Below are 25,873 nucleotides of genomic sequence, written 5' to 3' on the forward strand. Positions count from 1 at the left end.
TGCGGGAAACGCACTGAAAACGCGCGGAAGGACGGGCGGCACACCGGCCGCCCGCGGGCTCACTCGGTCAGGAACATCACGTCGCGGGCCAGCGGCATCAGGTGCTGGCCGCCATCGACGTACAGGGTGGTGCCGGTCACGGCGCGCGCCTCCGCCAGGTAGGCCACCGCCTGGGCGATGTCCTCGGTCGTGGACGACTGGCCAAGCGGCGTCATGCGGTGGGCGCGCTTGAAGCCCTGGCCGCTCTGCTCGCCCGAGACCAGCGTGATGCCAGGCGCCACGCCGACCACCCGCAGCGTGGGAGCCAGCGCCTGGGCGAGCTGCATGGTCGCCGTCTGCAGCGCGGCCTTCGACAGCGTATAGGAGAGAAAGTCCGGGTTGAGATTGCTCAGCTTCTGGTCCAGCAGATTGATCACCACGCCGCGCTTGTTATTGCCGAGTGCCTTGTGCAACTCACGCGACAAGAGCAGCGGCGCCGCCACGTTGGTGCGCATATGGGTGTCGAGCGAGGCATAGGAAAAACTCGTTGCCACGTCATACTGGAACAGCGAGGCGTTGTTGACCAGGCAGGTCGGCACGTCCAGCGCGGCTGCGCAGGCGCCGATCAGGCCGGTGGTGGCGGCCTCGTCGGCCAGGTCGGCCTGCAGCACGGCGGCGCGGCGGCCGGCGGCGCGGACCAGGGCGGCCACCTCCTCGGCTTCCTCGCGCGAGCGGTGGCAGTGCACGGCCACGTCCCAGCCGCGCGCGGCCAGCTCCAGCGCGATCGCGCGTCCGAGCCGGCGCGCACCGCCCGTAACGAGCGCGACGCCGCGCGCGGCGCCGGAAGAGCCGCTGGATGAAGCGCCGGCTGAATCGCCAGGATTGGGCGCGGCGGAAGAGGAAGATGCGTCTGGCATTGCTACAATCGCGATATGCAGAAAGGTCTTAGTTTACCCCTTCCCCCGGACGATGCGCTCGCTGCGTCGGCCGCACTGTCCGTGCGCATCGGCGATGCCATCGATGCCGCGGGCGGCTGGCTCGGTTTCGACCGCTATATGTCGATAGCGTTGTACGAGCCGGGCCTGGGCTACTACAGCGGCGGCGCCGCGAAGTTCGGCCGCGACGCGAGCGATGGCAGCGACTTCATCACCGCCCCCGAGCTGAGCCCCTTCTTCGCGCGCACGCTTGCGCGCCAGTTCGCTCCGCTGCTCGCAGGCGGCCTGCCCGAGGTGATGGAGTTCGGCGCCGGCACGGGCCGGCTGGCAGCCGACCTGCTGCTGGCGCTGGAGGCCGAGGGCGCATTGCCGCGCCGGTACGCCATCGTCGAGCTGTCGGGCGAACTGCGGGCGCGCCAGCAGGCCACGCTGGCCGAGCGCGCACCCCACCTGGCCGGACTGGTGAGCTGGCTCGACCGCCTGCCGGCGCACTTCGAAGGCGTGGTGGTCGGCAACGAGGTGCTCGACGCCATGCCGGTGCGGCTGTTCGCGCGCCAGGACGGACGCTGGCACGAGCGCGGCGTGGCGCGCCATGCGGACCCCGACGTGCCGGGCTTCGCCTTTGCCGACCGGGCGCTGGCGCAGGCCGATGCGCCCACCGAACTGCTGGCCGTCCCCGGCACGCACGATGTGGTCACCGAGACCCATGCCGAGGCCGAGGGTTTCGTGCGCGCCATCGGTGCCATGCTGTCGCGCGGGGCCGCCTTTTTCGTCGACTACGGCTTCCCCGCGGCCGAGTACTACCACCCGCAGCGCGCCGAAGGCACGCTGATGTGCCACTACCGCCATCACGCGCACCCCGATCCCTTCCTCTACCCGGGCCTGCAGGACATCACGGCGCACGTGAACTTCAGCGGCGTCGCCCACACCGGCGTCGACGCCGGGCTGGAGGTGGCGGGCTTCGCCTCGCAGGCGCGCTTCCTGATGAACGCCGGCATCACCGACCTGCTGATGGCGCTGGACCCGTCCGACGTGCGCAGCTTCCTGCCCGCGGCCAACGGCGTGCAGAAACTGCTCTCCGAGGCCGAGATGGGCGAGCTGTTCAAGGTGATTGCGCTGACGCGCGGGCTGGAAGGCCTGGACGCCGCGCAGCCGCTGGCCGGATTCGCCCGCGGCGACCGCAGCCACGCGCTCTAGCGCACCCGCCGCACGCAGACGCACGGGAACGCACGGAGACGCACACACCATGCTGCGCTGGACCTTCACCATCTTCCTGAGCGTGGTCGTGCTGTCAGCTGCGCTGCCCTGGCTGCAGAAGCTGGGCATCGGCCGGCTGCCCGGCGATGTGCGCTTCCGCCTGTTCGGCCGTGACTACGTGCTGCCCTTCGCCTCGACCATCCTGCTGTCGCTGCTGGCACTGATGATCGGCCGGCTGCTGTAGCGCCGGGGGCACGCCCCCGTGCTGCCCTCCCGGGCTCCCGCCTGGCTACTCCCCCAGCTGAGCCTGCACCGCAGCGACGCGCGCCGCGTGCACGCGCTCGCGGATCTGCCCGACATCGTTGCCGCATGCGCGCGCAATCGCACCGGCGTCGACACCGGCGGCCGCCTCCCGCGCGGCCAGCAAGCGCGCGGCCTGCGGATAGGCGCGCGCCTCGAAACCGAGGCGTCCGCGCGCGTCGGCCTCGCAGGCCTGCAGCGCCTGGACGAAGCGTTCCGGCTTGCGCAGCGCATCGCAGCGCTCCAGCAGCCGCACCATAGCGGCGGCGCCCAGCTCAAGCGAGCGGTGGATATTGCTGTGCTCGCGTGCCACCACCAGGGCCAGGTCGCGGCAATCATTGGGCACGCGCAGGCGCTGGCAGACGTCCGTCAGCAGCTCGACACTGCGCCCCTCATGGCCGACATGGCGCGGCAGCACGGCGGCCGGCGTCGCGCCCTTGCCGAGGTCGTGCGCGAGCGCAGCGAAGCGCACCGGCAGCGGCGCGTCCATCGCCGCCGCGGTGTCGATGACCATCATCACATGCACGCCGGTATCCACCTCGGGGTGGTAGTCGGCGCGCTGCGGCACGCCCCACAGCCGGTCGAGTTCGGGCAGCAGCCGCGCCAGCGCGCCGCAGGCGCGCAGCACCTCGAACATGCGTGAGGGCCGCGCTTCCATCAATCCGCGCGCCAGTTCCTGCCACACGCGCTCCGGCACCAGCGCGTCGACCTCGCCGCCCTCGACCATGGTGCGCATCAGCGCGGCGGTCTCGGCAGCCACGCCAAAGTCATGGAAGCGCGCGGCGAAGCGGCCCACGCGCAGGATGCGCACGGGGTCCTCGACGAAGGCATCGGAGACGTGGCGGAACAGCCTGGCGGCCAGGTCGCGCTGCCCGCCGAAGGGGTCGATGACCGGGCCGGTCAGCGCGCCGTCGGCGCCGACTTCGCGCGCCATCGCGTTGATGGTCAGGTCGCGCCGTACCAGATCGTCTTCCAGCGTCACGTCGGGCGCGCAGTAGAAAGCGAAGCCCTTGTAGCCGGCTGCGGTCTTGCGCTCGGTACGCGCCAGCGCATACTCCTCACGCGTTTCGGGATGCAGGAAGACCGGGAAGTCCTTGCCTACCGGCTTGTAGCCGGCCGCCTCCATCTCGGCCGGCGTGGCGCCCACCACCACGTAGTCGCGATCCTGGCTGGGGCGCCCCAGCAGGCTGTCGCGAATGGCTCCGCCCACGGCATAGACCTGCATTTTGACTCCGTCCTCTGCCGCTCAGCGGATGATGATGGCGTCGGCGCGCTCCGGCGCGAGCCGGTAGGGCTCGTCGGGAACCAGGAACTCGCGTTCCTCGCGCGCGGCGGCGATCCATTCCTGCATGGCCGGCAGCGCGAGCATGAAATCCGCGTAGGACTTGGCCAGCTCGGGCAGGTGGATGCCGTAGGTGGCGAAGCGGCTGACCACCGGCGCGTAGTAGGCGTCGGCCACGGTGAAGTCGCCGAACAGGAAAGGCCCCTTGGCGCCATGCCGCTCGCGCAGGCCGGTCCAGATCTGCGCGACGCGGTCCACATCGCGCTGCACGGCGGCATTCCAGCCCAGCCCGGGCAATATCGCCGTCGCATTCATGGGCAGCTGGCTGCGCAGGTTGGCGAAGCCAGCGTGCATCTCGGCGCAGATCGCGCGCGCATGCGCGCGCTCGGCCACATCGGCCGGCCACAGCTGCTTGCCCGGCAGGCGCTCGGCAAGGTATTCGGCGATGGCCAGCGAATCCCACACCGCCACATCGCCATCGATCAGCACCGGCACCTTGCCGGCCGGCGAATAGCGCGCAATCTGCTCGGCCGAGCCCTGGGCGAACAGCGACACGTGGATCTCTTCGAAGTCGATGCCGGCCTGGCGCATCAGCAGCCAGGGACGCAGGGACCAGGACGAGTAGTTCTTGTTGCCGATGACGAGCTTCATCGCGGATTTCCTTGCAGGCGGGAAGGCGTGGACCGAACATTTTAGCCAGCGCGGTGGCCGGCGCCAAATGAAATGCATTCGCAACGCTGCCAATGCGCGTCACATGCGCATCACGTGCGCGCGCGCCCTGCGCCGGCCCATGCGCCCGGTTTAGCGCCGGCAAGCCTGGGATTGCCGGCGCCGGCCGTCAGCGGTGCACGCTGCCGCGCCAGGTCTGCAGCTCGGTATCGCGGGTACGGCCCGCGAGGGCGTCGGTCATCACCGACTCCAGGCTGGCAGGCCGGATGCCGAGCTCGGACGCCATCGGCGCGCTCAGCACATTGTCCAGCCGCATCGAATCGAGGTTGTCGCGCGACATGAGCGGCTTGCCGGGCATGTGCTCGAGCATCGCCGCCTGCACGCGCGCCAGCGCATCGGGCAGCGCCAGCACCGGACGCGGATGCCCCGAGGCCTGGCCGGCGAAGCGCACGAGCTGCTCCAGCGTGTAGACCTGCGGCCCGCCCAGCTCGTAGATGCGGCGCACCGTGGCCAGGCTGGCCATGGCGTTGACCAGGGCCTGCGCCAGGTCCTGCACATAGATGGGCTGGAACTTGGCCTGCGCGCAGGCCAGCGGCACGACCGGCACGACTTCCTGCATCTGCGCCAGCATATTGACGAAGTGGTCGTCGGGACCGAACACGACGGAGGGACGGAAAATGGTCCAGTCGAGATCACTGGCGCGCACCATCATCTCGCCGTCGCCCTTGCTGCGCAGGTACATGGATGGCCCGTGGCTGTCGGCGCCGAGCGCGCTGATGTGCAGCAGGCGGCGGACGCCGGTACGCCCGCAGGAGGCCACGATGCGCTCGGGAAGCTGGACATGGGCCGCGGCGAATGACTCGCCGTAAGGCTCGGCGCGCTCACCGTGCAGCACGCCGACGAGATTGACTACGATGCCGTCGACGCCGAGCCCGCCGACCGCCGAATCAAGCACGGCGTCATCGTCCAGGCCCAGCTCGACCACCTCGACCCGGGGCAGCAGCAGCAGGTGCTGGGCGTGCTCGACATTGCGCGTGCCGACCACGATGCGCTCCGGCGCGATCGGCGGCTCGACCAGCGTGCCGGGCTCCAGCGGCGCGCTGGAGGCGTCGGCAACGCCTGCCAGCCGGGAAACGAGATGGGTGCCGATGAATCCGGCCCCGCCGATGACGAGAACAGCGCTGGTCTGCATGGCAAGCTCCCTGCCTGACGAAGAAACCGGGGGGCGCGTGCGCCCCCCGCCCCTCCGGCGCTCGCCGCCTGCAGGCTCAGGGCAGGCTGGTGGCGGTGACCGAAGAAGGCGCGACCATGCCCAGCCGTGCCTTGAGCGACTGGGGCCGACCGCTCATCAATGCAGCATAGTACGTCGCATTCGAAAGCACATTCTTCACATAACCCCGCGTCTCGGAGAACGGGATCGTCTCGGCGAAGATAGCGCCTTCCACCTGGCGCGGCAGGCTGGAGCGCCAGCTCTTGGGCCGGCCCGGACCGGCGTTGTAGCCGGCCGAAGCCAGGGTGTACGAACTGTCCAGGTCGGTGAAGACCATGTTCAGGTAGTTCGTGCCCAGCAGGATGTTGATGTTGGGATCGCTCATCATCGACGGCGAGAAGTCCGCCATGCCGATCTTGCGCGCCACGTAGCGCGCCGTCGCCGGCATCACCTGCATCAGCCCGTGCGCGCCTGCCGAAGAACGCACGTTCATGATGAAGCGCGATTCCTGGCGGATCAGGCCGTAGGCCCAGGCCAGGTCAAGGCCGACGTCGTCGGTCGCGCGCTGCATCAGTTCGCGGTAAGGCATCAGGAAGCGCAGCGTGAAGTCGTGCTCCGACTGGGTGCGGTCGGCGGTGTTGACGGCGCGGTCCAGCAGCTCGATGCGGCGCGCGTACTCGGCGGCGGCCAGCAGCTGGCGGTCGGTCATGCCGCGCACTTCCCAGTTCCACTCGCGGTTGCCCTCGAAGCGCAGGTTCAGGTCATACAGCTTCTGCGCCCGCAGGAAGCCGGGGCGGCCGCGCATGGCGTCGACCTCGGCATCGCTGACGGTGGTGCGCGGCGGCACCACGGTGCGGTTGCCCAGCTCTTCGTTGGCAAGCTGGCCATAGAAATTGAACTGGCCGGCGATGGACTGGAACTGCTGCTGCGCGTCTTCCTTGCGGCCCGCCTCCTTCAGCGCGCGGCCGTACCAGTAGGTCCAGGCCGGATCCTTCGCGCGCAGTTCAGGGCGCATCTGCTCGATGGCCTGGCGCACCATATTCCACTCGCCCTGGCGCAGCGCGGCGCGCACGCGCCATTCCTGCGACTCGTCGGAGAGCCACTGGTTGCCGCCCAGCGAGAGCTGCCGGCGGTAGTAGTCGACCGCCTCGGGCATGAGCTTCTTGGCGGCGAACTGGCCGATCACGCCCCACGCCGCGCCCTGCTGCTCGGGCGTCAGGCCGGCGCCGCTGGCGCCAAGGAAGGCGGCCGCCTGGCGCGGATCGTTGCGCGCCATCTTGACCACCATGGCGAGCGTGTCGCCGTCGGCACCCGGCGTGGGCGACACGGCAGCGATCTTGCCGGCCAGCGTCACGTAGTTCTGCTCCAGCGCAAGCCGCGCCTGGTACGCCACGTCGTCGGGCGACATCTGCTGGCCCTGCACCAGGTAGCCGATCAGGTCGACGCAGCCTTCGCCGTAGTAGCGCGGGTCGGTCAGCGTGGTACGCGCCTGGGCCGACACATTCTGGCCCTTCTGCACGCGCGACAGCAGCGCATAACACTCGACCTGCGTGTCGTCCTTCAGCACGAACTGCGGGTACTCGGCATCGAAGTTGTTCCAGTCGCGCTTCTTGCCCAGCACCAGCAGCCAGTCATTGCGCATGCGGTCGGCGATCGCGTCGCCCTTGTAGCGCTGCAGGAAGGCGCGCACCTGGTCGTCCGGCGCGTCGACGCGCGCCAGGCCGTTGGCGTCGAACATCTGCGGCTTGATGCGGAAGTACTCGACATAGGACGGGATCGGATAATCGACCAGCGTGGCCGACAGCGCGTTGGCCCGGTCCACGTCGTTCTTGCGGGCGGCCTCACGCAGCGCCACGAAGGCATCGTCCGGATTGCTGGGGATGGTCGGCTGCTGCGGTTGCGGCTGCGGCTGCGGCCGCTTCTGCGCAAACGCCGAACCCGAGAGCAGGAGGCAGGACAGCGCCACACAGGCGGCTTGTCCGGCACGCTGCAGATATACTCCCTTGAGCATTCTTGACTTCCTTGTTGATGGCCGGCGGTGCGCACGAGGTGGCGCCGCCGCACCAATGTTCGGTTGACAGCAGACATTATCCCACGCCATGCCCGCGCAAAACGACGCGATTTCCGCCATGCAAGCCGGAATTGACCTCCCGCCCGGCGCCGGGCGTGCCGAGTTGCGCCAAAGCCTGCTGGCGCTGCGCCAGGCGCTGCCGGGGCGCGCCGAGGCCGACGCGCGCATCGAGGCGGCACTGAGCGGCCTGTTGGCGCGCCTGTCGGTGCGCTGCCTGGGCTTCTACTGGCCCATCCAGCAGGAGTTCGACGCGCGCGCGCTGCTGGCGCGCTGGCTGGCCGGCGGCCCCGGTCGGCATGCGGCGCTGCCCGTGGTCAGTGCGCCGGGCGCGCCGCTCGACTTCCACCTGTGGGAGCCGGACATGCCGATGCGCACAGGACGCTACGGCATACCCGTGCCTGACGGCAGCCCGCCAGCGGCGCCAGACGCGCTGCTGATTCCTTGTGTCGGCTTCAGCGCCCGGAAGTTCCGCCTCGGCTACGGCGGCGGCTTCTACGATCGCACGCTGGCGGCCGCGCACCCGCGGCCGCTGGCCATCGGCATCGGCTTCGACGCCTGCCGCGTGGACCTGCAGCCCCAGGAGCACGACCTGCCGATGGACTGGGTGGTCAGCGAAAGCGGCGCGTTCTAGACAGAGCGCATTGCCCTGCCATGCGGCCGCGCGCCGGCCTTCAGGCGTCGCTGCCGGCCACGCCGGCCTCGTTGCCGTCCCCCAACACGTCCCCCATCAGTTCGTCGATCAGGGCCCGCATGTGGCGCCAGTGCGAACCCTCCCAGAACACACGCCGGCAGCGCGGGCAGGTGACAAAGCGCTCGTGGCGCGCCAGCACGGCCGCCGGCACGCGCGCGCCGACCTCGGCGCGCGGCAACGACGACAGCGGCACGTTGCAGTCCAGGCATAGCGCGAACGGACGCGCGCTGCGCGCCAGGTCGAGCCGGGCAAAGATCTCCCGCACCTGCAGGGCCGGCTTGATGGCGCGCACATAGCAGCCGTGCGTGATGCCGCGCCGCTTGAGCAGTTCGCGGTCGCGCGTCAGCACGATGCGGTTCTCGCTCGCCGCAAGGCGCGCGATCTCGCTGTCCTCGAAGTGGTTGTCGTACAGCGTGTCGAAGCCGGTCATGCGCAGCAGATGGGCCAGCCCGCCCAGGTGTGCATCGGCAACGAAGCGCAGCGCGCGCAGGGGCCGCTCGCGCACGCGCAGCAGCGGCGTGATATCGAGCCGCTCGAACTTGGGGTAGACCGAAACGCGGTCGCCGTCGCGCAGCCGGCGTGAGAAATCGGACGACACGCCATTGACGAGGATCAGTTCCACCTCGGTGTGCGGCACGCCCAGCGCCTCGATCATGTGCTTGACGGTGGCCGCGCGCGCGCAGGGGCAGGCGTTCTCCCGCCCGCGCTGGTCCGGCGGCAGGAAATCGTTCAGTTCCTCGTAGAAGCGGAAGGTGGCACAGACCATATGCCGCCCAGTATGGCACCACGCTGACTCAATGTATTGCCTTCACAAGATGACATTGATTCACAAGCTTGCCACATTTCTCCTTCAACCTCGCGGTCTGACTCAAACAGGGGGAATAACCATGAGAAGGATTTCAGTAATCGCGGCGGCGGTCATGTCGGTCGCCCTCGCTTCCTGCGGCGGCGACGACAACAACAACAAGAGCGCTTCCACGCCGACCGATCCGTCGACTCCGGCCGCCACGCCGACCAAGAACGTCGTGTTCTTCCTCGGCGACGGCATGGGCATGACCACCATGACCGCCGCGCGCATCTACTCGGTGGGCGAGGCGGGCGACCTGACGATGGACACGCTGCCCGAAAGCGGCTTCGTCCGGACCTACTCCAACAACGCCCAGGTCACCGACAGCGCGCCGTCGATGGCGGCCTACATGACCGGCGTCAAGATGAACAACGAAGTCATCTCGATGTCGCCGGAGACGAGCGCCTTCGACGCCAACGGCAACGACTACGTGTCGGGCGCCGACAGCACCTGCCCGTCGACGGGCAACGGCAAGAGCGTACCGACCTTGCTTGAACAAATGAAGGCAGCCGGCTACGGCACCGGCGTGGTCACCACCACCCGTATCACGCACGCAACGCCGGCGGCCACCTACGCCCACATCTGCCACCGCGACGGCGAGAACGCCATCGCCGCCCAGCTGGTGCCGAAGGGTGCGGGCTTCAACGGCGCGCTGAGCGACGGCGTGGACGTGGTCTTCGGCGGCGGCCGCAAGCACTTCCAGAACAAGGCTGCGGGCGGCGCGCGCACCGACGGCCGCGACCTGGTTGCCGAATTCAAGTCGGCGGGCTACACCTACGCCGCCAACAAGGCCGACTTCGACAAGATCGGCACCGGCGCGAACAAGGTAGTCGGCCTCTTCACTTCCAGCCACATGGCCTACGACCTGGACCGCGACCCCGCGGCCGAGCCGAGCCTGGCCGAGATGACCGGCAAGGCCATCGATGTGCTGGCAGCCAAGAAGAAGGGCTTCTTCCTGATGGTGGAAGGCGGCCGCATCGACCACGCCCTGCACGAAACCACCGCCCGCAAGGCACTGCAGGACACGGTCGCCTTCGACAACGCGATCAAGGCCGCCATCGACAAGCTCAACGTGATCGACCCGGGCCTGAAGAACACCCTGATCGTCGTCACCGCCGACCACGACCACACCCTGGTTCTCAACGGCTACGCCAAGCGCACCGGCCCGACCAGCGCCACCAATCCGGGCGTGCTGGGCCTGCTGACGAACTACGCCACCGGCAACCTGAGCAAGGACACCAGCGGCAATCCGTTCACCATCATCGGCTTCGGCAACGGCGAGAACCGCCCGGCCATTCGCACCGCGCTGAGCGATCCCCAGGTCTTCGACAAGGAGTACCACCAGGAAGCCGTGATCCCGATGGTGGCAGGCGGCGAAACCCATGGCGGCACCGATGTCTTCATCGGCGCCATGGGCAACGGCGCGACCAGCTTCTCCGGTGTGATGGACAACACCGACGTGTTCGGCCTGATCAAGAAAGCGATCGGACTCTAAGCCACCACTGCAGACGGAATAACGCCATGAAACTCACTACCCGTATCGGCCTGTCCGCAGCCGCGGCTGCCTGTGCCTGCCTGACCTTCCCCGCGCAAGCCGCCGGCGAAGCCAAGAACGTCATCTTCTTCCTCGGCGACGGCATGGGCCCCACCACCGTCACCGCCTCGCGCATCTACAAGTACGGCGAGAGCGGCAAGCTGACCATGGAGTCGCTCAAGCGCACGGCGCGCGTCAAGACCTACTCGAACGACGCGCAGACCACTGACAGCGCGCCCTCGATGGCGGCCTACATGACCGGCGTCAAGATGAACAACGAAGTGCTGTCGATGTCGTCCGACACGATCGCCACGCCGCCCAGCGCCGACGTCAACGGCAACAAGACCATCAACAACTGCGCGCCGACCAACGGCAAGCCGGTGTCGACGCTGCTCGAACTGGCCAAGGCGCGCGGCAAGGCGGTCGGCGCGATCACCACCACGGAACTGACGCACGCCACCCCGGCGGCGACCTACTCGCACATCTGCCACCGCGACGCGCAGTACGACATCGCCGCACAGGCGGCGCCGGGCGGCACGGGCTTCAACACCGCCCTGGGCGACGGCGTCGACGTGCTGATGGGCGGCGGGCGCAACCACTGGACGCCGTTCGATGCCACGACCAACAAGCGCGGCCGCGCGGATGGCCGCAACCTGCTGACGGAAATGCAGGCCAAGGGCTATACCGTGGTGTCGACCCGCGACCAGATGGTGCAGGCCAACGGCAACAAGATGATCGGCCTGTTCAGCACGACCAGCCACCTGGAGTACGAGATCGACCGCGTGGCCGGCAAGGGCGAAGGCGCGACGCAGCCGAGCCTGGCCGACATGACGGCCAAGGCCATCGATATGCTGTCGAAGAACGGCAACGGCTACTTCCTGATGGTCGAAGGCGGCCGCATCGACCACGCGCTGCACGGCACCAACGCCAAGCGCGCACTGGAAGACACCATCGCCTTCGACGACGCCATCAAGCGCGCGCTGTCGGTGGTCGACCTGTCGAACACGATGATCGTGGTCACCGCCGACCATGACCACACCATGACGATCAACGGCTACTCGCATCGCGGCAACCCGATCCTCGGCACGGTCACCGACATCAAGACCAAGAAGGCTGCGGCCGCGGCCGACGGCATGCCCTACACCACGCTGGTGTTCGGCAACGGCGGCACGCCGCGCAAGGCCACGCGTGACAACCCGGCGCTGGTCGACACCACCGCCAACGACTACCTGCAGGAAGTCGGCGTGAACCTGGGCACCCCCGGCGCGGAAACGCACGGCGGCGGCGACGTGATGCTGTTCTCCGCAGGCCCCGGCAATGCGGCGCTCAAGGGCACGATCGACAACACCAAGGTGTTCGGCGTGGTGAAGTCGGCGCTGGGACTCTGATCCCGCCGCCGATCACCTGAGCGCTCCGCGCTCATGCAGTCTCGCGCGCGCCGGTCCATCCGGCGTGCGCTTTTTACTTTTGCACGGTATTTGCACGGTAATGATGAAGATGAAGCAAGCGATCCGCTCCCTCGCCCTGCTGGCCCTGGCGGCCGGCACGGCGGCCGCATCCGGCGCCGCCCTGGCCGTGGACGAGGCCAAACCGCTGGCGCTGCGCGTGCAGCACGAACTGTCCTCGCTGGGCAGCGACGGCGTGCAGCGCGACGTGTCGTTCAGCGAGCGCGTCTACCGCAGCGGCGACACGGTCTGGATCGAACGCGAACTGCCCCACGGCGCGCACGACGAAGCCGAGCACGCCAAGGCCGACAAGGGCCACAAGCACATGGACATGTCCGCCGCGGCGCGCTGGATCGAGCGCAAGCCAGGCGGCAAGCTGTCGGTGCGCCTGGTCAGCGAGCCCATGCGCAAGACCTTCGAGGTCGGCCCCACCGAATACGGCAACATCGGCTTCGACGGCTCCTGGGCGACCGCCAACCATCTGCTGGATCCCGCCATCCTGAAGACCATGAAGGCCACCGGCCCCGCCCGCGGCGGCTTGCAGGAGTACCGCGCCCAGCGCGGCGCCGAGCAGGTCACGGTGCAGTGGGATCTGGCCGGGCAGTATCCGCGCCTGGTGCAGACGCGCAATGCCAGCGGCACGCAAAAGAAGGTCACGCGGGTGACGGCCATTGCGCAGCCCGCCTCCGCGCCGTGGCGCAAGGCGCAGGGCTACACGCAGGGCGAGTACGCCGATCTGCTGGACTGAGGTTCCCGCATGAGGGCTGGACAAGGCCGTGGGGACAAGCGGCGGCACGGCGCACGCGGCCCCGCTCAGCGCCGCCTGGCGTTCTCCAGCCGCAGCGTGGCCTCCACCGCCATGCGCGCCCATGGCGTCATCTCGTCGGCGGAATCCAGGCAGGCCGGCGGCAGGCTAAGGTAGTGGCGCATCGTCACCTCGCGCGCGCCGCCCTGGTAGCGGAAGGGCTCGCTGCCGGCCGCGGCGAAGCGCGGCGCGGTCTCGTCGTCGGCCTTCAGGTAGCAGCGCCCGCCCGCCACCAGCGCGAACATCAGGCCATCGTAGAAGAGCCCATGCCCGCCGAACATGCGGCGCGCGGTGAGCGGGCCGATGCGCGCCGCCAGCGGCGCCATCAGGTCGAGCAGGTGCTCGATGAAGGGGTCCGGACGGCGCGCGGTCCTGGCGGCGGGCATGGCGCGGGCGCGCTCAGAGCTTGAGGCGCTGCCAGATCGCCTTGGTGGCGCCGGCCGCGTTAAGCGTGTAGAAGTGCAGGCCGGGCACGCCGGCCGCCAGCAGACGCTCGCACAGCGCGGTAACCACGTCCAGGCCGAAGGCGCGGATCGATTCGCGGTCGTCGCCAAAGCTCTCGAGCCGCTTGGCCACCCAGCGCGGCACTTCGGCGCCGCACATCTCCGAGAAGCGCATCAGCTGCGAATAGTTGGTGATCGGCATGATGCCCGGCACGATCGGCACCTCCACGCCTTGCGCGCGCACGTCGTCGACGAAGCGGAAGTAGGCGTCGGCGTTGTAGAAGTACTGCGTGATGGCCGCGTTCGCGCCGGCCTTGACCTTGCGCACGAAGTTGTCCAGGTCGTGGCGCGGCGACTTGGCCTGCGGGTGATACTCCGGATAGGCCGCCACCTCGATCTGGAACCAGTCGCCGGTCTCGGCGCGGATGAACTCCACCAGCTCGTTGGCATAGCGGAACTCGCCGATCTCGCCCATGCCCGAGGGCATGTCGCCGCGCAGCGCGACGATATGGCGGATGCCGCCCTCGCGGTAGGCGTTCAGGATGGCGCGGATGCTCTCGCGCGAGGAGCCCACGCACGACAGGTGCGGCGCGGCCTCGATGCCCTCGCGCTGGATCTCCAGCACGGTGTCGAGCGTGCCTTGCTGCGTGGTGCCGCCGGCGCCGAAGGTCACCGAGATGTACTTCGGCTTGAGCGGGGCCAGCTGCGCGCGCGTATTGCGCAGTTTCTCCAGCCCTTCCGCCGTCTTGGGCGGAAAGAATTCGAAGCTGTAGTAGCGGTCTTGCATGATGGTGGCGCGCCGCGTTTGGCGCGGCGCGCAGGAAGGGTCCGGCCGGTGCGCCTCGGCGCGTGCGGCCTCAGGCGCTATTGCGCTCGCCCAGCAACGCGCTGGCGAGCAGCCACGAAATGACGCTGTAGAGGATGGAGCCGAGCAGTGCCGCGCCGAAGCCCGTGACCACGAAGCCCGACAGCAGCCGTCCCACGAAGAGGAACAGCAGGGCATTGATCACGAAGATGAACAGGCCCAGCGTCAGCAGCGTGACCGGCAGGGTCAGGATGACCAGCACCGGCCGGATCAGCGTGTTGACGAGGCCCAGCACGAGCGCGGCGATCATGGCCGAACCGAAGCCGTTCAGGTGGATTCCCTGGATCAGGCTGCCCACCAGGAACAGTGCGGCGGCATTGATGATCCAGACGGCCAACAGTCTCATGATGACTCCTTCTCTAGCGTATCGGTCTAGCGATTCGGTGACGTTGCGGTGCCGGCCGCGGTCCCGCCTGCGCGGGTGCCCGCGGCCGGCGCGGCGGATCAGTAGCGGTAGTGGTCGGCCTTGTACGGGCCTTCCTTCTTGACGCCGATGTAAGCCGCCTGCTGCTCGGTCAGCTCGCTCAGCTGCGCATTCAGCTTCTTGAGCTGCAGGCGCGCCACCTTCTCGTCCAGGTGCTTGGGCAGCGTGTAGACGCCCACCGGGTACTTGCCGCTTTCGCGCTCCTGCCACAGCTCGATCTGAGCGATGGTCTGGTTGGCGAAGGAGCTGCTCATCACGTAGGACGGGTGGCCGGTGGCGCAGCCCAGGTTCACCAGGCGGCCCTTGGCCAGGATGATGATCTTCTTACCGTCCGGGAACACCACGTGGTCGACCTGCGGCTTGATCTCGTCCCACTGGTACTTCTCGATCGAGGCGATGTCGATCTCGTTGTCGAAGTGGCCGATATTGCAGACGATGGCCTGGTCCTTCATCTTGACCATGTGCTCATGCGTGATCACATGGTAGTTGCCGGTGCAGGTGACGAAGATGTCGCCATGCTCGGCGGCGTAGTCCATGGTGACCACGCGGTAGCCTTCCATCGCGGCCTGCAGCGCGCAGATCGGGTCGATCTCGGTCACCCACACCTGGGCCGACAGCGCGCGCAGCGCCTGGGCGCTGCCCTTGCCCACGTCGCCATAGCCGGCCACCACCGCAACCTTGCCGGCGATCATCACGTCGGTGGCGCGCTTGATGCCGTCCACCAGCGATTCGCGGCAGCCGTACAGGTTGTCGAACTTGCTCTTGGTCACCGAGTCGTTGACGTTGATGGCCGGGAAGCGCAGCTCGCCCTTCTGCGCCATCTGGTACAGGCGGTGCACGCCGGTAGTGGTTTCCTCGGTCACGCCCTTGATGGCGTCCAGGTTGCGGCTGTACCAGGACGAATCCTTGGCCAGCTTTTCCTTGATGGCGGCGAACAGGAAGGTCTCTTCCTCGCTGCCCGGATTGGCGATCACCGCAGCGTCCTTCTCGGCGCGCGCGCCCAGGTGCAGCAGCAGGGTGGCATCACCGCCGTCGTCCAGGATCATGTTCGGCGTACCGCCGTCGGCCCAGTCGAAGATGCGGTGGGTGAAGTCCCAGTATTCCTTCAGCGACTCGCCCTTGAAGGCGAACACCGGGGTGCCGCCGGCGGCGATGGCGGCGGCGGCGTGGTCCTGCGTCGAGTAAATGTTGCACGAGGCCCAGCGCACGTCGGCGCCGAGTGCCTTGAGCGTCTCGATCAGCACCGCGGTCTGGATGGTCATGTGCAGCGAGCCGGCGATGCGCGCGCCCTTGAGCGGCTGGCTGGCGGCGAATTCGTCGCGGATGGCCATCAGGCCGGGCATCTCGGTCTCGGCGATGGCGATTTCCTTGCGGCCCCAGCCGGCCAGGCCGAGGTCGGCCACGAGGTAATCCTGCTTGAGTTCGGTCACAGCGTTCATGTTTCACTCCGGTGAAGAGTGGCGCCGGTGACAAGTGCGGGGAAGGCGGCACGGTGCAGATGCAGCACGTGCGCATGGGTCGACTCGCCACCGTGCGAACCACGGATCAGCGAGCGCCGTTGAAGACAGTCCGAGCCTGGCGGAAGCGCCCTACCCTGCAGCCGGCGGGCCTGAAGTGGATTCATCAGGTCCGGAAGGCCGGGGAAAGGAGGCGGATCCGTTGCAACGCTCCTCGGAGTGGCGCTATTGTAGCGTGCCCGGCGGCCGTGCGCACCGCCCGGCTTCGATTTCTTCGCTGGACACCGCCAGCTCCTTGCTTTTGCCGCACGCACGCCAGACATGAATCCGACGCCACCTATTCCGCTCTCGCCTCCCCGCACGCTGACCATCGCCGGCTCCGACTCCGGCGGCGGCGCCGGCATCCAGGCCGACCTCAAGACCTTCGCCGCGCTCGGCTGCTTCGGCATGAGCGCGATCACCGCCATCACCGCGCAGAACACCCTGGGCGTGACCGGCGTGCACGCCATCCCGCCGGCCATGGTGGCCGCGCAGATCGACGCAGTGGCCGGCGACATCGGCGTGGACGCGGCCAAGACCGGCATGCTCGGTACCGCCGAGATCGTCGAGGCCGTGGCCGGGGCCGTCGACCGGCACGGCATCGCCAGGCTGGTGGTGGACCCGGTGATGATCTCCACCTCCGGCGCCACGCTGTCGGACGATGCCACCGCCCAGGCCATGGTGCGGCTGCTGTTCCCGCGCGCCTTGCTGGTCACGCCGAACCTGCCCGAGGCCTCGCACCTGCTCGGGCGCCGCATCGCGCGCCGCGATGAGATGGAAGCCGCCGCGCGCGAACTGCTGGCGATGGGCTGCCGCGCGGTGCTGCTCAAGGGCGGCCACCTGGAGGACGGCGCCGCGGGCGAGGGCCTCGACGACCTGCTGATGACGGCCGACGGCCGTGTGCGCGTCTTCACCCACCCGCGCATCGCCACCCGCAACCTGCACGGCACCGGCTGCACGCTGGCCGCGGCGCTGGCGGCGCAGCTGGCGCGCGGCCAGGCACTGGAAGACGCGGTCGCCAGCGCGCTGGACTTCGTCGCCCAGGCCATCGCCGCCGGCGCCGGGCTGCGGCTGGGCGCGGGCAACGGCCCGCTCAACCACGGCTTCGCACCGCGCGCGCTCGGCTGAGCGCCGCGCCCCATCATTGGAATACCGCATGCAAACCCTGACCGACATCGACCTGCGCCAGGACCCCGAGGCCGCGCTCTACGTCAAAGAAGAAGTGGTGGCGGTGGCCTTCGCCACCGCGCCCGGCGAACTGATCAGCCGCGAGGGCCCGAACCGCTACCAACCGGGCGACGCCATCATCACCAGCAGCAGCGGCGACCGCTGGTGCGTCTCGCGCGAGCGCTTCGACGGCCGCTACGAAGCCGTGCCGCCGCTGGCGCACGGCACAGACGGCGCCTACCGCAACAAACCCATCCCGGTGCTCGCCAAGGCCATGCCTGCGCCCTTCGCCATCGCCCGCAGCGCGGGCGGCGACGTGCTCACCGGCAAGGCCGGCGACTGGCTGATGCAGTATGCGCCGGGGGACTACGGGATCACGGAGCGGGTGCGTTTCGAGCAGGTGTACCGGCGCGCCTGAGCGGCGCGAGGGTGTGAGACGGCGCGACCGGTGTGATATGCCAGCGCCGTCGGCCAAGCACAGTGTCTTGGCTCCCTCTCCCCTCATGGGGAGAGGGTTGGGGAGAGGGGTGGTCTAGCAAGGCGCCACGCATAGCGAAGCCGTCGGTGTTGTCCAGCACGCCCAGGCAAAGACGAAGCCGAAAGAATGCGCCAACACCGCTGGCCAAGCGTGGTGTCTTGGCTCCCTCTCCCCTCATGGGGAGAGGGTTGGGGAGAGGGGTGGTCTAGCAAGGCACCACGTACCGACGAAGCCGTCGGTGTGATCCAGCACGTCGCCGCCAGCCAGCGCCCGCCCTCTCCCCCGACCCCTCTCCCGCAAGCGGGAGAGGGGAGCAAACCGGCGCGACGCGAAAACACATCGCGTAAGCAGCTACCGCATGCCGCCCCCCTCAATTCCCTCCAGTCGACAACGGCACCAGCTTGAATGCCGCCCGTGCCACGCACACCACATTGCCGTCGGCATCCTTGACCTCGCCCTCGCAGAAGGCAATGCGGGCACCACGGCGGATGCAGCGCGCCTCGAGCGTCAGCTCGCCGCGCGCGGCGGACAGGAAGTGGGTGGACATGTCGATGGTGATCACGCCGGTCTCCAGCGGCGCATAGGAGCGCGCGGCACCGCTGAGCGTGAAGTCCAGCGTGGCCATCAGCGTGCCGCCATGCACGTCGCCGCGGCTGTTGACCAGCGCGGGATGGGCGGGCAGGCGGGTGTGGCACACGCCCTCCTCCATATGGACCGGCTGCAGGCCGAAGTAGCGCATCAGCGGTACGTCGATGCCGAAGTAGGGCTTGTCGGGCGTGCCCGGCGCGGCCGGTACGATCTCGGGGAGTGTAGGGGTACTCATGGTCTTGTTCTGCGTCTTGTTCTGGCTTTGAACGGTTGCGCCGCCGGGCAGCGCGCGCTCCGCTCTACTCGATCTCCACCACCGGCCGGCCTGCGGCGACTGCATCGCCAGGCTGCACCAGGATGACCTCGACGACGTCGCCCGCCTCGGCCTTCTTCATCGACTCGATGCGCAGCAGGACGTCGCCGGCCCCAATGGTAGCGCCTGCGGCGATAGCGATACCGATCGGGGGAAGCATGGCCACTGACCGCGCCCGGTCCGGCGCAAGCCTCCGCGTTGCCGGCGTCGTGGCCGCCAGCCGCCTACGCTGCGCGCAAATGCCTGCGCGCACTCAGAGTACGACGCGCATCGCCACACGCCGGCGCAGCCCGAGCGCGGCCTCGTGCGCAAGCGCCGCGGACAGCTCCGGGCACAGCGTGTCCGCATCCAGCTCGACGAAACCGAGCCGCGCGTAGAACGGCGCGTTCCACGGCAGATGCGCGAACGTGGTCAGGCCCAGCGAGGCCAGCCCGCGCCCGCGAGCCCAGTCCGCCACCGCCTGGACCAGCGCCCGGCCGATGCCGCGGCGGGCATGAGCCGGGTGCACGTCCACCTCATCGAGGTAGGCACGTGTGGCCGACAGGCTGGCCAGCGCGAAGCCGGCGATGGTACCGTCCCCGGCCTGTGCCACCCATAGCCGGCCCTCGCGCTGCGCGCCGCGCAGTTCCGGCTCGGGCAGCGTCCGAGCGCGCAGCGCGGGCGGCAGGTCCTCGGGCGGAAACAGTGCGGCGGCCGCACGCTCGATGCCGGGGAGCGCGGGCAGGTCTTCGGCGGTGGCGAGACGGATCGGGTAGGACATGGGACCTGGCGGGGGAGATGACGAGGGCAGGCGATGGCTGGCGGCGAGGGGCTGATCCGAACCGATAGCTTCGTCTTGCCTCGTCGTGCTGGACAACACCGAGGGCTTCGTTGTTCGTGACACCTTGCTAGACCACCCCTCACCCCGGCCCTCTCCCCATGAGGGGAGAGGGGGTCAAGACACTACGCTTGGCCAGCGGTGTTGGCGCATCCTCTCGGCTTCGTCTTTGCCTCGGCGTGTGGGACAACACCGACGGCTTCGGTGTTTGTGGCGCCTTGCTAGACCACCCCTCTCCCCAACCCTCTCCCCATGAGGGGAGAGGGAGCCAAGACACTATGCTTGGCGATTGGCGTTGGCGCATCTTGTCGGCTTCGGATGGCGCGAAAGCCCATCGCACCGCGCCGGTTTGCTCCCCTCTCCCGCTTGCGGGAGAGGGGCTGGGGGTGAGGGCAGGCGCTCGCAGCAACGAACGCGCGCACTGCGCGAAGGCGCAGACCAGGCACGACCATGTCGCGCTATCCGACGCCCCCGCCACCGCGACTCAGGCCGCCGGAAACATCCCCAGCAGATTGCTCACCGCCGCCGGCACGTCGGCCGCCTCGGTGATCGCGCGCACCACCGCTGCGCTGCCCACGCCGGATGCCAGCACCTGCGGCAGGCGCGCGGCATCGACGCCGCCGATGCCCACCAGCGACGGCACCACCGGCCGCATCAACCGTACATAGGCCTGGAAGCGGCCCAGGCCCTGCGGCGCGGTCGGCATGACCTTGGTGGTGGTCGGGAAGATGGCGCCAAGGGCCAGGTAGCTCGGCTGGAGCGCGGCCACTCTCAGCATCTCGGCGTAGCCGTGGGTGGACACGCCCAGATGCAGGCCGCTGGCGCGCAGCGCGTCGAGGTCGGCCTCGTCGAGGTCTTCCTGGCCCAGGTGGATGCCGTAGATGCCGCTGCGCGCGCTGTCGTTGCCGTGCGCGGCGTGCAGCTCGACGGCAAGCCGCCAGTGGTCGTTGATGAACAGGCGCGAGGCGGAGCCGCGCGCGGCCTGCGCGGCGCGCTCCACCTCGCGGCGGACCGCCTGCGCATCCTCCGACTTGAAGCGCAGCTGCACCGTGGGCACGGCCAGCGGCACCAGGCGCTCGATCCATTCGGCGCTCGGCATCACCGCATACAGGCCCAGCGCAGGACACGCCGGAAACGCGGGAGGCCTTGCCTCGGGCGTCACCAGGGCCGGATGGCGCACGCGCGGGAAGCGCGCGAAGGCGTCGGGCCAGTCCAGCGTGCCGGCCTGCCAGGCGCGCGCCAGGCACAAGGCATCGTGCGCGGGGAAATGCATCTGCAGGCAGGCCAGCAGCACGGCGACGAAGCCCGGCGCATGCGGCTGGTCGCTGTCGGCGCCCGCGGCCAGCACCCAGGTGCCCATCGGCGAGTGCACGGTGTCGACCCACTGGCCGCCCTCGCGCTCGCTGGCGATCAGCACGGCACCGGCGGCGGCAGCGCGCGCGATGGCCTGCGGCTCGGCCTCGCCATCGGCCAGCAACACGTCATGGTCCTGCAGCAGCGCTGGCGCATCCTGCAGCCGCCACGCATGCCAGGCCTGGTCGCCGGCACCGAAGGTAGCACCGTGGCGCGCCAGCACTTGCTGGCGCAATGCGGCGTCGCACGCCGCCTGCACGCCCGTTGCGCTCATACGCCGCCCTCCGTGCCAGTGGCATGCCAGAACGGCATGCCGACCACCGGCGTGCTCGCCTGCGCGATCTCGCGCTCGGGCATCGGGCCGGCCAGGTAGGCGGTGCGGCCGGCCTCGACGGCAAGCGCGAACGCGCGCGCCATCTCCACCGGATAGGCGGCCTGCGCCACCGCGGTGTTCAGCAACACGCCGTCGTAGCCCCACTCCAGCACCTGCGCAGCATGCGAGGGCAGGCCCAGGCCGGCATCGACGATCAGCGGCGTGTCGGGCAGGCGCTCGCGCAGCACGCGCATCGCATGCGGGTTGACCGCGCCCTTGCCGGTGCCGATCGGCGCGGCCCAGGGCATCAGCGCCTGGCAGCCGACATCGAGCAGGCGGCGGCACAGCACCAGGTCCTCGGTGCAGTAAGGCAGCACCTTGAAGCCTTCCTTGATCAGCGTCTCGGCCACGGCGGGCAGGTTCAGCGTGTCGGGCTGCAGCGTATAGTCGTCGCCCACCAGCTCCAGCTTGATCCAGTCGGTCTCGAACACCTCGCGCGCCATCATGGCGGTGGTGATCGCCTCCTGCGGCGCGAGGCAGCCGGCAGTGTTGGGCAGCACCGGCACCGCCAGCGACTTGAGCATCTGCCAGAAGGCCTGGCCGCCCTCGCCTGCGCCGACGGCGCCCTGGCGGCGCAGCGCCACCGTCAGCATGGCGGGCCGGGATGCCTCGACGGCGGCCTGCAGCATGGCCGGCGAGGGATAGCGCGCGGTGCCCAGCAGCAGGCGCGAGGCGAAGGTCTCGCCATACAGCACGAAGGGGTCGCGCGTGGCGGCGTTCACATTGATTGTCATAGGGTCAGCCTCCCGTCACGGGTTGTACGAGATCCACGCGGTCGCCCGCGGCGAGCGCGGTGGCCGCATGCGCGGCGCGCGGCACGAAATTGCCGTTCAGCGCGGCCGCGAAGGGCGGCGCGATGCCGGCGCGATTGACCGCGTCGGCCAACGTGGCCGGCACGTCGAGCGCGAGCGGTCGGCCGTTGAGCAGGATTTCCATGGTTTCCATTTGGCGTCAGTGCAGCGCGGCCAGCGGCGCCGACGGCACGGCCTCGACCATGCCGGACCAGCGCTGCGCCGCCGGCACGGTGTGAGCGGCCGGGTCCCCGGCCAGCAGTGCGCGCACCACCGCGCAGGCCGCTTCGGTCACCGCCGGCGCGATCAGGAAGCCGTGCCGGTACAGGCCGTTCAGCCGCACCACGCGCGCCTGCTGGTCGACGCGGATGGCCGGCAGGTGGTCGGGGCGCGTGGGCCGCCGCTGCACGTTCAGTTCGAGTACGCGCGCCTCGCCGAAGGCCGGATGCAGCGAGTAGGCCGCGGACAGCAGTTCCAGCGCCGAGCGCACGCTCATCGGCGAATCGTCCTCGCTCTCCAGCTCGGTGGCGCCGATCACGTAGAGGTCGTTGGGCTTGGGCGCGATATAGATGGGATAGCGCGGATGCAGCAGGCGCACCGGGCGATGCAGCTTGACCTCGGGCGCGTGCACGCGCACCACCTCGCCGCGCAGCCCGCGCAGCCCCGGCATGCCGCCGGCGGCCTGTGCCGGCCAGTCGCGGCGCGCACCCAGGCCACGGCAGTCGAGCACCACATCGGCGCGGATGCCGAGGCCGGGCAGGTCGCCGGCCTCCACTTCACCGGCCTCCCACACGCAGTGCACGCCGCCGGCCACCGCGCCGTTCAGCAGCGCGCGCAGCGCGCCGCGGTTGTCGAGCTGCCCCTCGCCCGCCAGCAGCAGGCCCTGCGGGAAGCGGCCCGCGAGATCGGGCTCCAGCTCGGCCACGCCGCGGCCGTCGAGCGCGCGCATGCGTTCGGCCACCAGTTCCGGCGGCGCCACCGCGCGCACGCGGCTGGTGAACAGCGACATCTCCGCGCGGTCGCGCGCATGCCACACCACCAGGGTGCCGTCCTCCTGGAAGAAGACCGGTTCGGGCAGCTCGGGCACCCAGCCGCGCCACAGGTCGACGCTGGCGATGCCGAGCTCGACGATGCGGCGCTCGGCGATGGCCGACTCCGCCAGCGGCGCCAGCATGGCCGCCGCCACGTGCGCCGCCGATCCGGCGCCGTCCGGGCCCATGCGCTCGACCAGTGCCACGCGGGCACCGCTGCGCACGAGCAGCCAGGCGGCGATGCGCCCGGCCAGGCCGGCACCGAGGATGGCGACATCAAACGACTGCACTGTCATGGGGATCGTTGCGCCGGCCGCGCGCCGCGATGGCGCCGCGCGGCCGGCCTCCTGTAGGTCTGCGGGCCGCCCGCGTGCCAGGCACGCGGGCCGACCCCGGATTGCGGGCAAGCCCGCGGTATGTCACCTGCGCGGCATCACGAGTAGATCTTGCCGCCCTGCTTGACGAACTCGATCGACTTTTCCTCCATGCCCTTGTCGGCATCGGTCAGCGAAGCGGCGTAGTCGCGCACCTCCTGCGTGATCTTCATCGAGCAGAACTTCGGACCGCACATCGAGCAGAAGTGCGCGATCTTGGCGCCCTCGGCCGGCAGCGTGGCATCGTGGTAGGAACGCGCGCGCTCCGGGTCCAGGCCCAGGTTGAACTGGTCTTCCCAGCGGAACTCGAAGCGCGCCTTGGACAGCGCGTTGTCGCGCAGCTGCGCGCCCGGCCAGCCCTTGGCGAGATCGGCGGCATGCGCCGCGATCTTGTAGGTGATGATGCCCTCGCGCACGTCTTCCTTGTCGGGCAGGCCCAGGTGCTCCTTGGGCGTGACGTAGCACAGCATGGCCGTGCCCATCCAGCCGATGTTGGCCGCGCCGATGCCGCTGGTGATGTGGTCATAGCCGGGGGCGATGTCGGTCACCAGCGGGCCCAGCGTGTAGAACGGGGCTTCGTAGCAATGCTTGAGCTCCTCGTCCATGTTCGCCTGGATGCGCTGCAGCGGCACGTGGCCCGGGCCTTCGATCATCACCTGCACGTCATGCTGCCAGGCCTTGGCGGTCAGCTCGCCGAGCGTGCGCAGCTCGCCGAACTGGGCATCGTCGTTGGAGTCGGCGATGCAGCCCGGACGCAGGCCGTCGCCGAGGCTGAACGACACGTCGTAGGCCTTCATGATCTCGCAGATCTCGTCGAAGTGCGTGTACAGGAAGTTTTCCTTGTGGTGGGCCAGGCACCACTTGGCCATGATCGAGCCGCCGCGCGAAACGATGCCGGTGACGCGGTCGGCGGTCAGCGGCACGTAGCGCAGCAGCACGCCGGCGTGGATGGTGAAGTAGTCCACGCCCTGCTCGGCCTGCTCGATCAGCGTGTCGCGGAACATCTCCCAGGTCAGGTCCTCGGCGATGCCGCCGGTCTTGTCCAGCGCCTGGTAGATGGGCACCGTGCCGATGGGCACCGGCGAGTTGCGCAGGATCCATTCACGGGTTTCGTGGATGTGCTTGCCGGTGGACAGGTCCATGATGGTGTCAGCGCCCCAGCGGATCGACCACACCATCTTTTCCACTTCCTCGGCCAGCGAGGACGTCACCGCCGAGTTGCCCAGGTTGCCGTTGATCTTGACGCGGAAATTGCGCCCGATCGCCATCGGCTCCAGCTCGGTGTGGTTGATGTTGGCGGGGATGATGGCGCGGCCGGCGGCGATTTCCTTGCGCACGAACTCGGGCGTGATGTCCTCCGGGCGCAGCGGCAGGCCGGCACCCAGCGCATTGCCGGGATGCTGGCGCAGCAGCGCCTTGTACTCGGGCTTGTCGTAGAGCGCCTGCAGGTTCAGCGACTCGCGCAGCGCCACGTACTCCATCTCGGGCGTGACGATGCCACGGCGCGCGTAGTGCATCTGCGAGACGTTGGCGCCGGCCTTGGCGCGGCGCGGATTGGTCAGCTGCGAGAAGCGCAGGTGGGCCGTGGCCGGATCGTCGGCGCGTGCGCGGCCGTACTCGGAGGACAGGCCGGACAGCACTTCCGTGTCGCCGCGCTCCTCGATCCACTTGCCGCGCACCGAGGGCAGGCCGGCCTTCAGGTCGATGTGCACGTCGGGATCGCTGAACGGGCCCGAGGTGTCGTAGACGGGGATCGGCGGGTTGGGCATTTCGCCCTTCTCGGTGCGCGTGGCCGTCTGCAGGATGGTGCGCATCGGCACGCGGATGTCGGACCGGCTGCCGGTCAGGTAGGTCTTGCTCGATGCCGGATAGGCGAATTTCTGGTCGAGATCGCTGGCGAGCGACTCGAAGGAAGCGGCGGGGGCGGAATTGTTGCGTGCCATAGTGTCGTCCTCTCTCTTGCGGGGGGGATGGACGAAACCAGGAGCGCGGTGAGCATGTCCGGGTCCGGCTTTGCCGGGGAACATGTGCCTTGGGGAAGGCAGAGCGGTTCGGCTTACATGAAACTTCCCACGCCGGTACTAGCCGGATCGGGTTCGAAGGGACTCTCTCAGCCGCACGGCCCATCCGCGCGGCACCCCTGTTTCATCCAACGGGCTCAATTTAAGCACAAGGAGGGGGGCGGCGCCACCCCTGTTTCCGATTGCCGCCGCGCCGTGCACGCCCCGCAGCGGGCCGCAAGCGCAGGCCGGCGCACCCGGCGGCGCGCGTCGATCGGTGCCTTGAAGCGGACTGGATGCCGGACCGCCAAGTGGCCTACCATGCAGATAGGTAGGCAGCAGAGAAGGCAGAAGGGAAGGTAGAAGAACGCGACTAGACCACTGGAGACGAGACA

26 protein-coding genes and 2 riboswitches are annotated in these 25,873 nt (G+C 69.3%); of the genes, 8 read left to right on the forward strand and 18 right to left on the reverse strand.

Going from position 1 to position 25,873, the window contains the following annotated elements; translation table 11 throughout:
* Positions 1-59: 59 nt before the first annotated feature.
* Positions 60-896, reverse strand: coding sequence for an SDR family oxidoreductase (locus AC1Z3O_RS16795; RefSeq protein ID WP_483516829.1), 837 nt, complete (start codon positions 894-896; stop codon positions 60-62).
* 15 nt (positions 897-911) lie between these two features.
* Between AC1Z3O_RS16795 and AC1Z3O_RS16800 the strand changes: the two genes are divergently transcribed.
* Together AC1Z3O_RS16800 and AC1Z3O_RS16805 are read left to right on the forward strand one after the other, a co-directional pair.
* On the forward strand, positions 912-2,111 hold the full coding sequence (locus AC1Z3O_RS16800) for a class I SAM-dependent methyltransferase (protein ID WP_483516830.1): 1,200 nt from the start codon (positions 912-914) through the stop codon (positions 2,109-2,111).
* A 49-nt stretch (positions 2,112-2,160) separates the two neighbouring features.
* Positions 2,161-2,355, forward strand: a complete 195-nt coding sequence (locus AC1Z3O_RS16805) for a DUF2905 domain-containing protein (RefSeq protein ID WP_483516831.1) — start codon at positions 2,161-2,163, stop codon at positions 2,353-2,355.
* A 45-nt stretch (positions 2,356-2,400) separates the two neighbouring features.
* Here the strand turns inward: AC1Z3O_RS16805 and AC1Z3O_RS16810 are convergent, their stop codons facing one another.
* The 4 genes from AC1Z3O_RS16810 to AC1Z3O_RS16825 all read right to left on the reverse strand — a co-directional run bounded on the left by AC1Z3O_RS16810 (position 2,401) and on the right by AC1Z3O_RS16825 (position 7,583).
* The gene (locus AC1Z3O_RS16810; protein ID WP_483516832.1) at positions 2,401-3,636 is read right to left on the reverse strand and encodes a multifunctional CCA addition/repair protein; all 1,236 of its coding nucleotides are present in this window, start codon (positions 3,634-3,636) and stop codon (positions 2,401-2,403) included.
* A gap of 21 nt (positions 3,637-3,657) precedes the next feature.
* On the reverse strand, positions 3,658-4,344 hold the full coding sequence (locus AC1Z3O_RS16815; protein ID WP_483516833.1) for a glutathione S-transferase family protein: 687 nt from the start codon (positions 4,342-4,344) through the stop codon (positions 3,658-3,660).
* A gap of 187 nt (positions 4,345-4,531) precedes the next feature.
* Positions 4,532-5,554, reverse strand: coding sequence for a complex I NDUFA9 subunit family protein (locus AC1Z3O_RS16820; RefSeq protein ID WP_483516834.1), 1,023 nt, complete (start codon positions 5,552-5,554; stop codon positions 4,532-4,534).
* 76 nt (positions 5,555-5,630) lie between these two features.
* Positions 5,631-7,583 (reverse strand): lytic transglycosylase domain-containing protein, encoded by a 1,953-nt coding sequence (locus AC1Z3O_RS16825; protein ID WP_483516835.1) that lies wholly within the window; start codon positions 7,581-7,583, stop codon positions 5,631-5,633.
* A 118-nt stretch (positions 7,584-7,701) separates the two neighbouring features.
* On the opposite strand from AC1Z3O_RS16825, the gene AC1Z3O_RS16830 reads away from it, so the two are divergent.
* Positions 7,702-8,274, forward strand: coding sequence for a 5-formyltetrahydrofolate cyclo-ligase (locus AC1Z3O_RS16830; protein ID WP_483516836.1), 573 nt, complete (start codon positions 7,702-7,704; stop codon positions 8,272-8,274).
* Between the two features lie 40 nt (positions 8,275-8,314).
* On the opposite strand, the gene AC1Z3O_RS16835 is transcribed toward AC1Z3O_RS16830, so the two are convergent.
* On the reverse strand, positions 8,315-9,100 hold the full coding sequence (locus AC1Z3O_RS16835; RefSeq protein WP_483516837.1) for a Mut7-C RNAse domain-containing protein: 786 nt from the start codon (positions 9,098-9,100) through the stop codon (positions 8,315-8,317).
* A gap of 121 nt (positions 9,101-9,221) precedes the next feature.
* Here AC1Z3O_RS16835 and AC1Z3O_RS16840 point away from each other — a divergent pair, with 121 nt between their 5' ends.
* The 3 genes from AC1Z3O_RS16840 to AC1Z3O_RS16850 all read left to right on the forward strand — a co-directional run bounded on the left by AC1Z3O_RS16840 (position 9,222) and on the right by AC1Z3O_RS16850 (position 12,908).
* On the forward strand, positions 9,222-10,676 hold the full coding sequence (locus tag AC1Z3O_RS16840) for an alkaline phosphatase (protein WP_483516838.1): 1,455 nt from the start codon (positions 9,222-9,224) through the stop codon (positions 10,674-10,676).
* Between the two features lie 26 nt (positions 10,677-10,702).
* Positions 10,703-12,103 (forward strand): alkaline phosphatase, encoded by a 1,401-nt coding sequence (locus tag AC1Z3O_RS16845; RefSeq protein ID WP_483516839.1) that lies wholly within the window; start codon positions 10,703-10,705, stop codon positions 12,101-12,103.
* A 103-nt stretch (positions 12,104-12,206) separates the two neighbouring features.
* A complete protein-coding gene (locus AC1Z3O_RS16850; protein ID WP_483517640.1) occupies positions 12,207-12,908 on the forward strand; it encodes a hypothetical protein in 702 nt (233 codons plus the stop codon).
* A gap of 65 nt (positions 12,909-12,973) precedes the next feature.
* Here the strand turns inward: AC1Z3O_RS16850 and AC1Z3O_RS16855 are convergent, their stop codons facing one another.
* From AC1Z3O_RS16855 to ahcY, 4 genes are all read right to left on the reverse strand, one after another.
* Entirely contained in the window at positions 12,974-13,351 is a 378-nt protein-coding gene (locus AC1Z3O_RS16855) for a TfoX/Sxy family protein (protein ID WP_483516840.1), read from the reverse strand.
* Between the two features lie 13 nt (positions 13,352-13,364).
* Entirely contained in the window at positions 13,365-14,195 is an 831-nt protein-coding gene (metF, locus tag AC1Z3O_RS16860; protein WP_483516841.1) for a methylenetetrahydrofolate reductase [NAD(P)H], read from the reverse strand.
* Between the two features lie 70 nt (positions 14,196-14,265).
* Positions 14,266-14,619: a phage holin family protein gene (locus AC1Z3O_RS16865; RefSeq protein WP_483516842.1), complete on the reverse strand. Its 354-nt coding sequence runs from the start codon at positions 14,617-14,619 to the stop codon at positions 14,266-14,268.
* Positions 14,620-14,717: 98 nt separating this feature from the next.
* Positions 14,718-16,136, reverse strand: a complete 1,419-nt coding sequence (gene ahcY, locus AC1Z3O_RS16870) for an adenosylhomocysteinase (protein WP_483516843.1) — start codon at positions 16,134-16,136, stop codon at positions 14,718-14,720.
* 104 nt (positions 16,137-16,240) lie between these two features.
* Positions 16,241-16,376, reverse strand: a riboswitch (S-adenosyl-L-homocysteine riboswitch).
* A 99-nt stretch (positions 16,377-16,475) separates the two neighbouring features.
* Between ahcY and thiD the strand changes: the two genes are divergently transcribed.
* Entirely contained in the window at positions 16,476-17,321 is an 846-nt protein-coding gene (gene thiD / locus AC1Z3O_RS16875) for a bifunctional hydroxymethylpyrimidine kinase/phosphomethylpyrimidine kinase (protein ID WP_483516844.1), read from the forward strand.
* Positions 17,322-17,349: 28 nt separating this feature from the next.
* Complete coding sequence (locus AC1Z3O_RS16880) at positions 17,350-17,778, forward strand: PGDYG domain-containing protein (RefSeq protein ID WP_483516846.1); 429 nt, start codon at positions 17,350-17,352, stop codon at positions 17,776-17,778.
* Positions 17,779-18,208: 430 nt separating this feature from the next.
* Here the strand turns inward: AC1Z3O_RS16880 and AC1Z3O_RS16885 are convergent, their stop codons facing one another.
* The 8 genes from AC1Z3O_RS16885 to thiC form a co-directional block, all read right to left on the reverse strand.
* On the reverse strand, positions 18,209-18,661 hold the full coding sequence (locus tag AC1Z3O_RS16885; protein ID WP_483516847.1) for a PaaI family thioesterase: 453 nt from the start codon (positions 18,659-18,661) through the stop codon (positions 18,209-18,211).
* 64 nt (positions 18,662-18,725) lie between these two features.
* Positions 18,726-18,899 (reverse strand): biotin/lipoyl-containing protein, encoded by a 174-nt coding sequence (locus AC1Z3O_RS16890; RefSeq protein ID WP_483516848.1) that lies wholly within the window; start codon positions 18,897-18,899, stop codon positions 18,726-18,728.
* 93 nt (positions 18,900-18,992) lie between these two features.
* A complete protein-coding gene (locus AC1Z3O_RS16895; protein ID WP_483516849.1) occupies positions 18,993-19,499 on the reverse strand; it encodes a GNAT family N-acetyltransferase in 507 nt (168 codons plus the stop codon).
* Between the two features lie 541 nt (positions 19,500-20,040).
* Entirely contained in the window at positions 20,041-21,183 is a 1,143-nt protein-coding gene (locus AC1Z3O_RS16900; RefSeq protein WP_483516850.1) for a thiamine phosphate synthase, read from the reverse strand.
* Positions 21,180-22,016, reverse strand: coding sequence for a thiazole synthase (locus AC1Z3O_RS16905; RefSeq protein WP_483516851.1), 837 nt, complete (start codon positions 22,014-22,016; stop codon positions 21,180-21,182). The genes AC1Z3O_RS16900 and AC1Z3O_RS16905 overlap by 4 nt, the downstream gene beginning before the upstream one ends.
* 4 nt (positions 22,017-22,020) lie before the next feature.
* Entirely contained in the window at positions 22,021-22,218 is a 198-nt protein-coding gene (thiS, locus tag AC1Z3O_RS16910; RefSeq protein WP_483516852.1) for a sulfur carrier protein ThiS, read from the reverse strand.
* Positions 22,219-22,233: 15 nt separating this feature from the next.
* Positions 22,234-23,400: an FAD-dependent oxidoreductase gene (locus tag AC1Z3O_RS16915; RefSeq protein WP_483516853.1), complete on the reverse strand. Its 1,167-nt coding sequence runs from the start codon at positions 23,398-23,400 to the stop codon at positions 22,234-22,236.
* Positions 23,401-23,537: 137 nt separating this feature from the next.
* Positions 23,538-25,421, reverse strand: coding sequence for a phosphomethylpyrimidine synthase ThiC (gene thiC / locus AC1Z3O_RS16920; protein ID WP_483516854.1), 1,884 nt, complete (start codon positions 25,419-25,421; stop codon positions 23,538-23,540).
* 107 nt (positions 25,422-25,528) lie between these two features.
* A riboswitch (TPP riboswitch) is annotated at positions 25,529-25,630 on the reverse strand.
* Between the last annotated feature and the right edge of the window lie 243 nt (positions 25,631-25,873).

It is taken from the genome of Cupriavidus sp. 09_S30 (genome assembly GCF_056930435.1).

Bases quoted from the DNA above. Each gene is read 5' to 3' on its own strand.
- AC1Z3O_RS16795 (WP_483516829.1), bottom strand. From the start codon at position 896: ATGCCAGACGCATCTTCCTCTTCCGCCGCGCCCAATCCTGGCGATTCA.
- AC1Z3O_RS16800 (WP_483516830.1), top strand. From the start codon at position 912: ATGCAGAAAGGTCTTAGTTTACCCCTTCCCCCGGACGATGCGCTCGCT.
- AC1Z3O_RS16805 (WP_483516831.1), top strand. From the start codon at position 2,161: ATGCTGCGCTGGACCTTCACCATCTTCCTGAGCGTGGTCGTGCTGTCA.
- AC1Z3O_RS16810 (WP_483516832.1), bottom strand. From the start codon at position 3,636: ATGCAGGTCTATGCCGTGGGCGGAGCCATTCGCGACAGCCTGCTGGGG.
- AC1Z3O_RS16815 (WP_483516833.1), bottom strand. From the start codon at position 4,344: ATGAAGCTCGTCATCGGCAACAAGAACTACTCGTCCTGGTCCCTGCGT.
- AC1Z3O_RS16820 (WP_483516834.1), bottom strand. From the start codon at position 5,554: ATGCAGACCAGCGCTGTTCTCGTCATCGGCGGGGCCGGATTCATCGGC.
- AC1Z3O_RS16825 (WP_483516835.1), bottom strand. From the start codon at position 7,583: ATGCTCAAGGGAGTATATCTGCAGCGTGCCGGACAAGCCGCCTGTGTG.
- AC1Z3O_RS16830 (WP_483516836.1), top strand. From the start codon at position 7,702: ATGCAAGCCGGAATTGACCTCCCGCCCGGCGCCGGGCGTGCCGAGTTG.
- AC1Z3O_RS16835 (WP_483516837.1), bottom strand. From the start codon at position 9,100: ATGGTCTGTGCCACCTTCCGCTTCTACGAGGAACTGAACGATTTCCTG.
- AC1Z3O_RS16840 (WP_483516838.1), top strand. From the start codon at position 9,222: ATGAGAAGGATTTCAGTAATCGCGGCGGCGGTCATGTCGGTCGCCCTC.
- AC1Z3O_RS16845 (WP_483516839.1), top strand. From the start codon at position 10,703: ATGAAACTCACTACCCGTATCGGCCTGTCCGCAGCCGCGGCTGCCTGT.
- AC1Z3O_RS16850 (WP_483517640.1), top strand. From the start codon at position 12,207: ATGAAGATGAAGCAAGCGATCCGCTCCCTCGCCCTGCTGGCCCTGGCG.
- AC1Z3O_RS16855 (WP_483516840.1), bottom strand. From the start codon at position 13,351: ATGCCCGCCGCCAGGACCGCGCGCCGTCCGGACCCCTTCATCGAGCAC.
- metF (WP_483516841.1), bottom strand. From the start codon at position 14,195: ATGCAAGACCGCTACTACAGCTTCGAATTCTTTCCGCCCAAGACGGCG.
- AC1Z3O_RS16865 (WP_483516842.1), bottom strand. From the start codon at position 14,619: ATGAGACTGTTGGCCGTCTGGATCATCAATGCCGCCGCACTGTTCCTG.
- ahcY (WP_483516843.1), bottom strand. From the start codon at position 16,136: ATGAACGCTGTGACCGAACTCAAGCAGGATTACCTCGTGGCCGACCTC.
- thiD (WP_483516844.1), top strand. From the start codon at position 16,476: ATGAATCCGACGCCACCTATTCCGCTCTCGCCTCCCCGCACGCTGACC.
- AC1Z3O_RS16880 (WP_483516846.1), top strand. From the start codon at position 17,350: ATGCAAACCCTGACCGACATCGACCTGCGCCAGGACCCCGAGGCCGCG.
- AC1Z3O_RS16885 (WP_483516847.1), bottom strand. From the start codon at position 18,661: ATGAGTACCCCTACACTCCCCGAGATCGTACCGGCCGCGCCGGGCACG.
- AC1Z3O_RS16890 (WP_483516848.1), bottom strand. From the start codon at position 18,899: ATGCTTCCCCCGATCGGTATCGCTATCGCCGCAGGCGCTACCATTGGG.
- AC1Z3O_RS16895 (WP_483516849.1), bottom strand. From the start codon at position 19,499: ATGTCCTACCCGATCCGTCTCGCCACCGCCGAAGACCTGCCCGCGCTC.
- AC1Z3O_RS16900 (WP_483516850.1), bottom strand. From the start codon at position 21,183: ATGAGCGCAACGGGCGTGCAGGCGGCGTGCGACGCCGCATTGCGCCAG.
- AC1Z3O_RS16905 (WP_483516851.1), bottom strand. From the start codon at position 22,016: ATGACAATCAATGTGAACGCCGCCACGCGCGACCCCTTCGTGCTGTAT.
- thiS (WP_483516852.1), bottom strand. From the start codon at position 22,218: ATGGAAATCCTGCTCAACGGCCGACCGCTCGCGCTCGACGTGCCGGCC.
- AC1Z3O_RS16915 (WP_483516853.1), bottom strand. From the start codon at position 23,400: ATGACAGTGCAGTCGTTTGATGTCGCCATCCTCGGTGCCGGCCTGGCC.
- thiC (WP_483516854.1), bottom strand. From the start codon at position 25,421: ATGGCACGCAACAATTCCGCCCCCGCCGCTTCCTTCGAGTCGCTCGCC.